The 10,041-nt window shown below is 67.7% G+C and carries 17 protein-coding genes; all 17 read left to right on the top strand.

Translation table 11 applies throughout. From position 1 onward, the window contains the following. The first annotated feature begins 6 nt into the window (after positions 1 to 6). The 17 genes from AUC44_RS16375 to AUC44_RS02285 all read left to right on the top strand — a co-directional run bounded on the left by AUC44_RS16375 (position 7) and on the right by AUC44_RS02285 (position 10,007). Positions 7 to 399 carry a hypothetical protein gene (locus AUC44_RS16375; RefSeq protein ID WP_157445129.1) on the top strand — a complete coding sequence of 131 codons (393 nt, stop codon included), beginning with the start codon at positions 7 to 9 and terminating at the stop codon, positions 397 to 399. Further along, the gene (locus tag AUC44_RS02215; RefSeq protein ID WP_082688915.1) at positions 383 to 1,753 is read left to right on the top strand and encodes a DNA-packaging protein; all 1,371 of its coding nucleotides are present in this window, start codon (positions 383 to 385) and stop codon (positions 1,751 to 1,753) included. Before AUC44_RS16375 ends, AUC44_RS02215 begins: the two co-directional genes overlap by 17 nt. Then, positions 1,750 to 3,087 carry a hypothetical protein gene (locus AUC44_RS02220; protein WP_157445130.1) on the top strand — a complete coding sequence of 446 codons (1,338 nt, stop codon included), beginning with the start codon at positions 1,750 to 1,752 and terminating at the stop codon, positions 3,085 to 3,087. Before AUC44_RS02215 ends, AUC44_RS02220 begins: the two co-directional genes overlap by 4 nt. An 87-nt stretch (positions 3,088 to 3,174) precedes the next feature. Next, a complete protein-coding gene (locus AUC44_RS02225; RefSeq protein WP_157445131.1) occupies positions 3,175 to 4,248 on the top strand; it encodes a hypothetical protein in 1,074 nt (357 codons plus the stop codon). A 44-nt stretch (positions 4,249 to 4,292) separates the two neighbouring features. After that, positions 4,293 to 4,679: a capsid cement protein gene (locus AUC44_RS02230; RefSeq protein ID WP_062157199.1), complete on the top strand. Its 387-nt coding sequence runs from the start codon at positions 4,293 to 4,295 to the stop codon at positions 4,677 to 4,679. Positions 4,680 to 4,746: 67 nt separating this feature from the next. Beyond that, positions 4,747 to 5,919, top strand: coding sequence for a phage major capsid protein (locus AUC44_RS02235; protein WP_062157200.1), 1,173 nt, complete (start codon positions 4,747 to 4,749; stop codon positions 5,917 to 5,919). Between the two features lie 15 nt (positions 5,920 to 5,934). Beyond that, entirely contained in the window at positions 5,935 to 6,315 is a 381-nt protein-coding gene (locus AUC44_RS02240; RefSeq protein WP_062157201.1) for a hypothetical protein, read from the top strand. After that, entirely contained in the window at positions 6,312 to 6,722 is a 411-nt protein-coding gene (locus AUC44_RS02245; RefSeq protein WP_062157202.1) for a hypothetical protein, read from the top strand. Before AUC44_RS02240 ends, AUC44_RS02245 begins: the two co-directional genes overlap by 4 nt. Next, positions 6,691 to 7,077 carry a hypothetical protein gene (locus AUC44_RS02250; RefSeq protein ID WP_157445132.1) on the top strand — a complete coding sequence of 129 codons (387 nt, stop codon included), beginning with the start codon at positions 6,691 to 6,693 and terminating at the stop codon, positions 7,075 to 7,077. Before AUC44_RS02245 ends, AUC44_RS02250 begins: the two co-directional genes overlap by 32 nt. 62 nt (positions 7,078 to 7,139) lie before the next feature. Beyond that, entirely contained in the window at positions 7,140 to 7,289 is a 150-nt protein-coding gene (locus AUC44_RS16380) for a hypothetical protein (protein WP_157445133.1), read from the top strand. Further along, positions 7,286 to 7,690 (top strand): hypothetical protein, encoded by a 405-nt coding sequence (locus AUC44_RS02255; protein ID WP_062157204.1) that lies wholly within the window; start codon positions 7,286 to 7,288, stop codon positions 7,688 to 7,690. The genes AUC44_RS16380 and AUC44_RS02255 overlap by 4 nt, the downstream gene beginning before the upstream one ends. A 23-nt stretch (positions 7,691 to 7,713) precedes the next feature. Continuing rightward, complete coding sequence (locus AUC44_RS02260; protein ID WP_062157205.1) at positions 7,714 to 7,911, top strand: hypothetical protein; 198 nt, start codon at positions 7,714 to 7,716, stop codon at positions 7,909 to 7,911. Between the two features lie 71 nt (positions 7,912 to 7,982). Beyond that, positions 7,983 to 8,483, top strand: coding sequence for a hypothetical protein (locus AUC44_RS02265; protein ID WP_058975512.1), 501 nt, complete (start codon positions 7,983 to 7,985; stop codon positions 8,481 to 8,483). A 5-nt stretch (positions 8,484 to 8,488) separates the two neighbouring features. Further along, entirely contained in the window at positions 8,489 to 8,707 is a 219-nt protein-coding gene (locus AUC44_RS02270) for a hypothetical protein (protein ID WP_058975514.1), read from the top strand. Continuing rightward, positions 8,704 to 9,054, top strand: coding sequence for a hypothetical protein (locus AUC44_RS02275; protein ID WP_157445134.1), 351 nt, complete (start codon positions 8,704 to 8,706; stop codon positions 9,052 to 9,054). The genes AUC44_RS02270 and AUC44_RS02275 overlap by 4 nt, the downstream gene beginning before the upstream one ends. A gap of 23 nt (positions 9,055 to 9,077) precedes the next feature. Beyond that, the gene (locus tag AUC44_RS02280) at positions 9,078 to 9,527 is read left to right on the top strand and encodes a hypothetical protein (RefSeq protein ID WP_062157207.1); all 450 of its coding nucleotides are present in this window, start codon (positions 9,078 to 9,080) and stop codon (positions 9,525 to 9,527) included. 9 nt (positions 9,528 to 9,536) lie between these two features. Next, on the top strand, positions 9,537 to 10,007 hold the full coding sequence (locus tag AUC44_RS02285; protein ID WP_062157208.1) for a hypothetical protein: 471 nt from the start codon (positions 9,537 to 9,539) through the stop codon (positions 10,005 to 10,007). Positions 10,008 to 10,041: the final 34 nt, after the last annotated feature.

Here is a 10,041-nt window from a genome sequence, read left to right on the forward strand (position 1 = left end):
TGATTCATGGCATCCCCCAAACGAGACAACCTTCGCGCGGCGCGTGCCCTAGTGGACGCCGCACTGCAGGGAGACGCGACAGCTTGCGCCAAGCACGAAATCACGTCCAGGACGCTCCAGAGATACCGTGCGGCCCTCGAAACAGACGAGGAGTTGTCGGCCTTCTACGCCCAGTTGTCGCGCACCGTGACCACGCAGAACTGGGCGAACGAACTCAACGTCACCCTCACCACAGCCATCCGGAAGCAGGGTGACCTCATCCGGGGAATCACCACCAGCAGCGCCGAGAACATCAGCGCCGTGACCGGAGCGATCAAGGCCCTCTCCGAGATCGCGATCACCCGTGACGTGCTGGGAGCTGGGGAGGTGAACGATGCTGGAGATGGTGACGCGGATTAAAGCCACCCAGAAACGCGTTGCCCGCATCACCCCCAGAACACCTAAGGCCCGTACCGGCACGACCGCCCGGCAACGCTGGCTGCTGACGGCCCGAACGAACCAACTGCCGCCGCAGGGCGAGTGGTTCGTCTGGCTGATCCTCGCTGGGCGCGGATTCGGGAAGACGAGGACCGGCGCGGAGACCATCGCTCAGTGGGCCAGAGAGACCCCACGGGGCCGCTTCGCCCTGGTCGCGCAGACCGCAGCAGACGCCCGGGACGTGATGGTGGAAGGGGAGTCCGGCTTGCTCAGTGTCTTGGACGAATCCGAACTCCGCGGTGGTTCCGTAGACACCGCTTGGAACCGCTCTCTCGGGGAGCTGTACCTGAAGAACGGCGCGCGATTCAAGTGCTACTCAAGCGAAACGCCCCGCAAGCTGCGCGGCCCGCAGCATCACGGCGCGTGGGGCGACGAGCCGGCCACCTGGAACGATGCTGACCAGGGAACGGGGGAGGACACCACCTGGTCGAACCTGCTGTTCGGGTTGCGCCTCGGGAAAGATCCGCGTGTGGTCATGACCGGCACGCCTCGCCCGAACCGCCTGATCCGGGAACTGAAGAAGGACGAGGGCACCGTCCTCACCGGGGGCAGCACGGCAGAGAACCTCGGGAACCTCTCCGAGACGTTCAAGCGGAACGTCATCCGCAAGTACGAAGGCACGCGGCTCGGCCGCCAGGAGCTCGACGGTGAACTCCTCGAGGACACGCCCGGCGCCCTGTGGAAGTACGCGATGTTCAACCGCGAAGGCTTCCGCCTGAAGTTCGACCAGCTGCCCGACCTGATCCGGATCGTGGTGGCCGTGGACCCGCAGGCCAGCCAGAGCAGCGACAGCGCCGAGACCGGCATCATCGTCGCCGGTAAGGACGCCCATGGGCACGCCTACGTCCTGGGCGATCTGTCCGGGAACTTCAGCCCGAGCGAGTGGGCGCAGACCAGCATCGACGCGTACAACTACCACCGTGCCGACGCCATCGTGCCTGAGAAGAACAACGGCGGGGACATGGTCACGCACACCATCAGCACCGTGGACAAGCGTGTGCCGGTCAAGCCCGTCTGGGCCAGCCGGGGCAAGCAGACCCGGGCGGAGCCGATCAGCACCCTCTACGAGCAGGGCCTCGTGCATCACGTCGGCGTGTTCCCAGACCTCGAAGGGCAGATGACGACCTGGGTCCCAGGAGAGAAGTCCCCCGACCGTATGGACGCCCTCGTGTGGGCGCTCACTGAGTTGATGCTCGGTGAGGAAGAACCCGAGCTTCCCCCCTCCGGCATTGCCGGGTACGAGCAGGACGACACCTACCAAGGAGGTGACTGGTGATTCTCGACCAATACGGCCAACCCGTGACCGCGCGCCACGAAGACGCGCAGGACATGCAGGGCGGCTGGCAACTCACGGGCGGCATCGGCGGTCCAGTCACCCTCCCGCAGCAGGTGCGCCTGCTGGGCGCCCTCTCCCGGGCCGACACGCAGCGTGCGGCCGTCGTGGCGTGGTACCTCAACCCCCTCCTGTACGGCGCTATCGAAGTCATCAAGAGCTTCGTGCTGGGCACGTCCGTCACATACGGGGATCACCCGGACAAGACCGTGCAGGCCGTCATGGAGGAATTCTGGGCCGCCAACAGCTTCGACACCCTGATCGAACGGTGGTTCACGGAACACCTCCTGCTGGGCGAGAACCTGACCATCTGGCCGGATCCGAAGCGCTTCACCCGGCGTGACCAGGCCGCCCGGATCGGGCAGTACGGCGTGATCGATGGGCAGTTGAAGTTCACGACCGCGCCAGGCCTGCCCGACGTCGTCGAGAGCATCGGTATTGCCGGGAAGCGCACCCTCCGCGAGGGTGAGTACGTCTGGTCCGCCCACGACAGCCTCCTGAACGACGTGCGCGGCTGGCCCGCCGTGGGCCGCGCGCTGGGACCGGCCCTGGCGTACCTGAACTTCATCAACGCCCGCACGAAGGTGCACGAGCTGGCCAGCCGGATCAACGCGGTGTACTACGCCTTCGCGAAGGACGAGAAGGAACTGAACGCCAAAGCGGGCCGCTTCCGAAACGTCCCCAGGAACGGCGCCGTGCTGACCCTGGCGCAGAACGCTGAGGGCAAGCGCGAGGAGTTCGACTTCCACATCCCGGACCTGAAGGCGCAGGACTCCGCGGTCGACGCGAAGCTGATCAAGCAACTGCTCGCCGTGGCCCTGGGCCTCCCAGAGCACTACCTCGCCGAGGGTGGAGGCGTGACCCGCACAACGGCGGACAGCATGGGCGAACCCGCCCGCAAGAGCTTCCAGCGCCGGCAGCGCACCGTGTGGAACTGGCTGCAGGCCACCTTCCGGACCGAACTCACCCGGCGGTATCCGGATGGCACCTTCACCACCAAGAAGGGGAGCCGCAAGCGCGTGTCCGCTGCGCAGGTCGAATTCCCCTTCAACTTCCCCAGCCTGCAGAACGAGGACCTCACCGCCCTGATCGCCAAGATCAACCTCGTCGCCCGCGAGGGCCTGGCCAGCCGTCAGACCATGACCGCCGAGCTGGGCTACGACCCAGCCGCAGAGGTGGAGAAGCTGGCCAGCGAGGCCAAGGAGGCAGAGACGAATGGACCGGAAGCCGACCCGAAAGCCAAAAAGCCAACCGCCGACCCCAAAGCCAGTCAATGACCAGGAAGCCCCGCCGGAGCACTTCCCCGCCCGCCGTCACCCGGAACTCAAACCGGGTGAAGTCCTGATGCAGGACAAGGAGCGAACATGACAGACCAGCGCACCCGCAGCCCCACCACGCCCGACGGCATCCTCCGAGATGCCGTCGAATCCTTTGACCTGCAGCCCATGCAGGACGCCGACGCTGGGAAGCCCCGCCGGATCAGTGGTGTCGCGAAGGAAGCCGACAAGGTCAACCTGAACCGGCGCTTCTTCAGTCTCGCTGTCCTGACCGGCATGTGTGCCGCCGCGCAGGACGCCCTGAAGACCGGCGAACTGTACGGCCTGGTCCAGCACCCCGACCCCTGGTACGAAGGCCCCAAAGGCCTGATCCAGAACGTGGGCGTCAAGTACGACCGCCTCTGGATGGACGGCACGCTGCTGCGCTTCGAAGGCGTGGTCGTGGCCACCACGCAGGGCCGGGACCTTCAGGCCGTGCTGGACGCCGGGGTCAAGGTCGGGATGAGCACCAATGTGCGTGGCAGCGCCCGGTACCTGCCGGCCAAGGAAGTGGATCCGGAGTGGCCGGATCCGGAGGAAACCATTCAGGTCGTCAATGACGACGCGCGCCTCGTCACGATCGACGCCGTGATGGGACCAGCCGACCTCGCTGGGGAGCTGAACGCGGCCGACAGCGTCAGGGAGGAGGATCACGTGAAAGACCTTGCGGAACTGAAAGCGAAGTACCCCGCGCTGTACGACCAGGCCGTCGCGGCTGGCAAGCAGGAAGCCGGGGCCAACAGCCTGGAAGACCAGCTGGCCACGGAGCGGAAGGCCCGCCTGGATCTGGAGAAGAAGATCCGGGATGACGGCCGCCGCGCCATCGCCACGAAAGCCCTGGCGGACGCGAAGCTGCCCAAGCTGGGCAAGTCCGGGGACATCGACCTGGACGCCCGCTTCGAGAAGCGCGTGATTGACGCGGCGCTGCGCATGGATAGCGACGAGGAAGCCCAGGCGGAAGTCACCGCCCTGATTGCGGAACGTGGCGATAAGACCGGCGCCGCGCAGGACGAGGCGAACAACCCCGGACTGGACACCACGGCCACCGTGCAGGACGGCAAGAAGACCACCGGCAAGAGCCGCAGCACCTTCAGCGCGGCCCGCCGCTCGTTCGGCCTGTAACCCCGGCCCTTCACCCTCACACCACCCCATAGGAGGGGCACACCATGGCGAAGAACCTCAACCGCACCGCGAAAGGCAACATCAGCCTCGCGATGCCCGTCCCCGCCGGCACGAAGAGCGGCGACGTCGTCCTGATCAACACCAAGGGCCTCAAGGGCTGGGCGCAGACCGACCGCGCCACCGCTACCACCGTCGCGGACGGCACCGCCGCCCCTGGTCTCGCCGACGGGCAGGCCACCGTCGAGCTGATCGGCATCAGCACCAGCGTGAACCTGCCCGTCGCTGGAGCTGGCTCGGCAGGCGACAAGGTCTACAAGGTCGCGGCGGACGGCACGTACAGCGGCGTCGCCAGCGGCAACGCCCTGATCGGGTACGCACTGGCCGACTGGACGGACGGCAAGGTCACGCCCGTCGGCCTCACCAACGCCTGACCGGCCCTCACCCCCTCACCGCCCGGCCTGAACGCCGGGCTTCTTCATGCCCCAAGGAGGGCCATTCATGTCCAAGACCCTGCTCCTCAAGATGCAGCTCGCCGAAGCCAAGGGCGAGATTCCCACCGGCACCGCGCAGGCCGCCACCGACGCCGTGATCGTCGAGGCGGGCACCCGCGCGTTCTACCAGGGCTACCACGGCGCGCAGAACGTGGCCGACGCGTACACCGCCGTCCGCGCTGAGCGCGCCACGCTGAGTGACGCCCAGGTCGAAGCGCAGGTCGAGTCGCTCGCTGACGAGTTCATCGACAGCATCGGCCCCCTGATGGCCGCGCAGCGCCTCACCGACACGCACACCACCAGCGACCTGCCGCTGGCCCTGGCCAACCTGCGCCAGCGCACGCTGCTGCCCGCGTACCAGGGGCCGATCAGCAACTGGCGGTCCTTCGCCCGCGTGATCACCGTGCCGGACTTCAAGACCATCCGCACGATGCGCCTCAGCGAGATGGGCGAACTGGCCCTGCGTCCCGAGAAGGAAGACGTCCAGTACGCCACCTTCAGCGAGGCTGAGGGCGGGTACCGCGTCGCGAACTACGAGAAGGCCCTGGCCTACACGTGGGAGATGAGCCAGAACGACGAGGTGGGTGTCTTCACGCGCGGCCTGGAAAGCCTGGGCCGCGGCGCCGGACGCACGGAAGCCATCGTGGTGTTCAAAGCCATCCTCGACGGCCTGAGCAGCGGGAAGATCACCGTGGCCGGGGACGGCTCTGGCGCGCCCACCATCGACACCATCAAGAAGCTGCGCGCCAAGTTCGCTGCCCGAACTTTCAAGGATGGGGACGGCAACGACTTGGAGTACGGCGTCGACATCACTGACATCATCTTCGGCACGGCCAACCGGGACGCGTTCAACCTGGCGAACACTCAGGAGTACGAGGACGCCCGCAGCGGCCGCACCCCGAACATCCTGCGTGGTGCGTTCACACTGCACCTCGAGCGCCTGTGGAGCCGCGTGTTCGGTCAGGATTACGTGGCGTTCGACCGCATGGTCGACTGGCTGGAAGTGGCGTTCCTGGAAGGCTTCGCGGGCGGGCCGCTGACGTACACGGAGATGCCCACCACCCGCGAGTACCAGGATCAGGGCAGCTTCCGGAACCACAGCTTCGCGGTGAAGGTCGGTCACGTGCTGGGCGCCCGCGTCGTGGACCCGAACGGTGCCGTGCTCGTGCAGGGCAGCTGAGCGAGGGGGTGACCCATGGCCCTGAGCGCAGATGACCTGAAGCGGTTACGGGTGCTGGTCACCCCCGCCGCCTGGGCCGCCCACGAGGCCCTGGACTCCGCTGAGCAGGTGGATGCCGAGCTGGCCTTCGAGGTGCACGGCGACGTGCGGCTCGTGGCGGCCGACATCCTCGAAACGGTGTGCCTGAAGGCGCGCGGCGCGGCGCTCACGGCCCCCGGCAAGAAGCGCTTCAAGATCGAGGGCATCGAGATCGAGAAGGCGGCTACCGGGACGGTCAGTGCCGCGAACGCCGATGCATGGTGCACGCTGGCCGGACGCCTGCGTGATCAGGCCGCCGGGAGTGGCGTTCCCGCCCCCACGCTGGTGGGCTGGGATGACAGCGAGGTGTGGCCATGACGGGTGCACTCACCCTTGAGATTCAACAGCTCCTCAAGCCGGAGCTGGACGAACTATTCGAGGACCTTGGGCACGATCTGATCGTCGTGCGCGGTGGCAGTAATACCGCGTGGAATCAGAGCAGCGACCCAGGCGCGGGCATCAACGTGCGGGGCCTGCTGATGCCCGCCAGTCAACGGCGCCGCGCCAGCACGCCCGCCGGGCTGCCCGTGCCTGACTGGGTGGCGTACCTGCCGTACATGCCCGATCTGGGCACACCTGGGTGGCACCTCACGTACGAGGGCCGCGCGTACTACCCGACCGCTGACGCTGAGAACGCAGGCGGGCAGGGCGTCGTGTGGATCGTGCCACTCGCAAGTCCTGGGGAGGTCACAGATGGCCCAAGTGAACCCGGCTGGACTGGCTAAGCTGCGTGCCCGCCTGACCCCCCTGGCCCTGGCCGGTGCACAGGCGGCTGCGGACGTCGCCCGCGAGAAGCTCAGCGGTCCCGGCAGTGGCCGGCAGCACGCCCGGCTGCCCAACCGGTCCAGCGCGGAGGGCGAGTACCCCGCTGAGCAGAGCAGCCGCCTGCGGGACAGCCTGGGCGCCGAGGGGGCCGGGAGCCTGCGCGCCCGCTGGGGTGCCCTGCGCAACGTCCCCGGGTACGTCATGGCGCTGCACTTCAAACCCCCGGACATGGGCGGGCGCCCCTTCATGGACGACCTGCTGCAGGACCGGGACGTGCACCGCGCCGTCCGCACAGCCATGGGGGTGAAACCGTGAGGGTCTACGTCGCCACCGCACAGTGCCCTGTCTGTGAACCCGACAGCTGCGTCGTGCTGCGCATGGATGAGCAGGCTGTCACCATCCTCGCCCTCGACCAAACCCGGCAGGTCATTCCCGCCGCGCAGTTCCACCACTGGTATGAGCCCTACCGAGGTCGCCCATTCACCGTGGATGCCCACGGCACGGTGGTGTACCAGGAGCCCCCGTGAACGCCGCCCAGGCCCTCGCGCAGCTGTTCCCGACCCTCGTGCCCGTCCGGGACATCCACGAGGCCCGGCCCACCCCGCTCCCCACCGGTGCGTTCTGGGTGATCAGCGAGATCACGGACGCCGCCCGCCGCGACTACTACCCGGAAGTGGGCGGCGCGCGCCCCCAGGAGCGCACCCTGACGCTCCTGATCACCCTGTACGGCAAGGAAGGCTGGAAGCTCAGCGACCTGCGCCCCATCTGGCAGGCCGCCCGCGCTGGCCTCGCCAACCTCGTCACCGAACACCCCGGCTACCCGCCCCTGCGCGGCATCACCCGGGGCGCCGTCCTGCCCCCCACCCCAGACAGCGACACGCGCCGCCCCCTGGCCGCCGTGCGACTCATCTGCGTGTACATCGAGTAAATCCACCCCTGGAGGGAACCACCATGACCAAGACCGACGCCACGCCCAGCACCCCCGTCGTCAAGCCCAGGAAGGACAACAAGGGCAACAGCTACTACAGCGAGGAGGTGAACGGGCAGCACAAGGTGTACCTCACCACCAAGGACGGCCGCCAGCTGGAAAACACCGCCGACACCGCCGACGAGGCGTACCAGAACATCCTCACCTACCTCAAGAGCTAAGCGCGCCCGCGCCGGCCACCCGCCCCTCACCCGCCCCCACCTGACGTGGGGGCGTTCCCCTGGAGGAACCCATGCCCACCGCCGCCACTGATCCCGGATTCGTCGCGCTCGATACCGTCGCCGTCCGCAAGCAGCTCGACTACCTGCTCATCGCCGTGAAAACCCCGGGCGTCACCACGCCCGTGTTCGAACGCGTCAGCCTCGTCGCGGAACTGGGCGCGTTCGCCAAGAACGTCCAGACGAGCGAACTGCCGCTGTTCGTCGAGGCTGACGGCAGCACCCCCACCCTGCGCGCCACGCAGGACAACGGGGGCACCATCCCCTTCGCCACCGCGTCCGGCGCGAGCAACCCCCTCACCAAGAAGCTGATCGCCGCCGCGAAGAACGGCTGGCCCGTCGCGTTCAAGAGCATGTACCACAGCGCGGGCGTGCGCGTGTACGGCAACGGCACCATCGGCGACCGCGGCATCCAGGGTGACGCCACCGCGATCCCCACCTGGGGCTTCGACCTGAACGTCATCAACTACCGGTACGTCGACACCAGCAACAACTACATCGACGACAACGCCTAAAACTCGTGGACACCCTGACACTCACCGCGCGGGGCTGCAGCGTCACGCTGTTCGCCCCGCGCGACGTGCCGGGGGGCGTGGAGGCGTTCGCGTTCTACGCCACCGCGCCCCTCACGCGCGTCCGCACCCTCATCACCCCCGATAAACGAAGATTTCGCGCGCCTGCCGGTCTCCCCAGTGGCTTCCGGCTGGGCCGCGTATTTATGCCCCAGGAGGGCGAATGAACCTTTTGACCGTGCTCGCTGGTACCAGCAAAGACACCTTCACCATTCAGGAGGTCGTGTTCATGGCCGCGCCCCTGACCATCGCGGAGGTCGCGGAGTACAACGCCCTGCCCACCGTGACCGTCACGGTCGGTGGGGAGGCCCGCGAGCGGATCGCGGAGGACGCCCGCTGTGAGTTCTGGGCGGACAAGCTGCGCCGCCGCGTGAAGAACCACACGACCGACCCGGCCAGCATTACCGCCGAGTGGTTCATGGAGCACATGGAATCCAGCCGCCTGCCGCTGCTGGAGCACCTGCTGTTCTACGGTGAGCTGCCCAAGGCGGGTGAGAACACAAAAGCGCGCTGAGCGACCAGGAACTCTCGGACCAGATGTACGCCCTGATCGGCGTGACCGGGTACGACCTGCCCACCCTGGCCGCACTGACCATCCCGCAACTGCACTGGCTGATGCGGGGGCAGGGTCAGATCCTGTACCCCCGGCTGCGCCCGCAGCTGGACGCGAACTGGGCGCACATGGACAAGGACGGCGTGGCGAAGATCCTGCGGGGCCGCGCGGCGGAACCCCCGCCACCCACGAAGGAGGAACGGGACCGGGCCGAGGCGTACCGCATCGCCCACGCGTTCTACCTGCCCAGCACGCCCGCAGCGGGCACCGCTCTCGTCCCGAAGGCCGAGCCCATCGCGGGCCTGCCCGTGAGCACCGCGCGCGCCGTCATGGCGTTCGCGGAGGCCGGCGGCTTCCCCGAGAACGTCTGGGCGGATGACGTGGCGCCCCTGTGGCACCAGATTCAGGCAACGGCCGCACAGGGCACCCCGTAAGCTGGCAGCATGCCCCCCGAACTGGACGCCGAGACGAAAGCCCGCATTGAAGCGGAAGAGGCGTACCGTGCCCACGTGCGGGCTGAGCGTGCCGCCGGAGTCGAGGCCGCCCCACGGCGGCGCTCGGACCTGCCGCTCATCCTGGGTATCGCGTTCGCTGTTCTGATCGCCTCTGGCGTGATGTACCAGCTTGCGCCTCCTGGCATGTCCACCGTGCAACGACAGCAGTACAGCTTCGGGAACTTCGGAGCTGCCTGCCAGCGCCTCGTGCGCGAGCAGCTCAAAGCACCCACCACGGCAGTGTTCAGCAACTACTACACCGATCAGGACGAAGGCCGCGCCGGGGGAACGTTCCCAACCGGATTCCACTGGACTGGGAGTGTCAGCAGTCAGAACACGTTCGGCGGCATGGTTCGAGCGTCGTTTGCCTGCTCCACCCCAGCGGGGAGCGACGCTGTGCAGCTTGACGCCCTGAACTGAAACACCACACCACCCACAGCCCCCGCCCAGCGCG

The sequence above is a fragment of the Deinococcus actinosclerus genome (genome assembly GCF_001507665.1).
Taxonomy (GTDB): Bacteria; Deinococcota; Deinococci; order Deinococcales; family Deinococcaceae; genus Deinococcus; species Deinococcus actinosclerus.

Excerpts from the sequence above, each read along its gene's own strand:
- AUC44_RS16375 (WP_157445129.1), top strand. The coding sequence starts at position 7 with ATGGCATCCCCCAAACGAGACAACCTTCGCGCGGCGCGTGCCCTAGTG.
- AUC44_RS02215 (WP_082688915.1), top strand. The coding sequence starts at position 383 with ATGGTGACGCGGATTAAAGCCACCCAGAAACGCGTTGCCCGCATCACC.
- AUC44_RS02225 (WP_157445131.1), top strand. The coding sequence starts at position 3,175 with ATGACAGACCAGCGCACCCGCAGCCCCACCACGCCCGACGGCATCCTC.
- AUC44_RS02230 (WP_062157199.1), top strand. The coding sequence starts at position 4,293 with ATGGCGAAGAACCTCAACCGCACCGCGAAAGGCAACATCAGCCTCGCG.
- AUC44_RS02235 (WP_062157200.1), top strand. The coding sequence starts at position 4,747 with ATGTCCAAGACCCTGCTCCTCAAGATGCAGCTCGCCGAAGCCAAGGGC.
- AUC44_RS02240 (WP_062157201.1), top strand. The coding sequence starts at position 5,935 with ATGGCCCTGAGCGCAGATGACCTGAAGCGGTTACGGGTGCTGGTCACC.
- AUC44_RS02245 (WP_062157202.1), top strand. The coding sequence starts at position 6,312 with ATGACGGGTGCACTCACCCTTGAGATTCAACAGCTCCTCAAGCCGGAG.
- AUC44_RS02250 (WP_157445132.1), top strand. The coding sequence starts at position 6,691 with ATGGCCCAAGTGAACCCGGCTGGACTGGCTAAGCTGCGTGCCCGCCTG.
- AUC44_RS16380 (WP_157445133.1), top strand. The coding sequence starts at position 7,140 with ATGGATGAGCAGGCTGTCACCATCCTCGCCCTCGACCAAACCCGGCAG.
- AUC44_RS02260 (WP_062157205.1), top strand. The coding sequence starts at position 7,714 with ATGACCAAGACCGACGCCACGCCCAGCACCCCCGTCGTCAAGCCCAGG.
- AUC44_RS02265 (WP_058975512.1), top strand. The coding sequence starts at position 7,983 with ATGCCCACCGCCGCCACTGATCCCGGATTCGTCGCGCTCGATACCGTC.
- AUC44_RS02275 (WP_157445134.1), top strand. The coding sequence starts at position 8,704 with ATGAACCTTTTGACCGTGCTCGCTGGTACCAGCAAAGACACCTTCACC.
- AUC44_RS02280 (WP_062157207.1), top strand. The coding sequence starts at position 9,078 with ATGTACGCCCTGATCGGCGTGACCGGGTACGACCTGCCCACCCTGGCC.
- AUC44_RS02285 (WP_062157208.1), top strand. The coding sequence starts at position 9,537 with ATGCCCCCCGAACTGGACGCCGAGACGAAAGCCCGCATTGAAGCGGAA.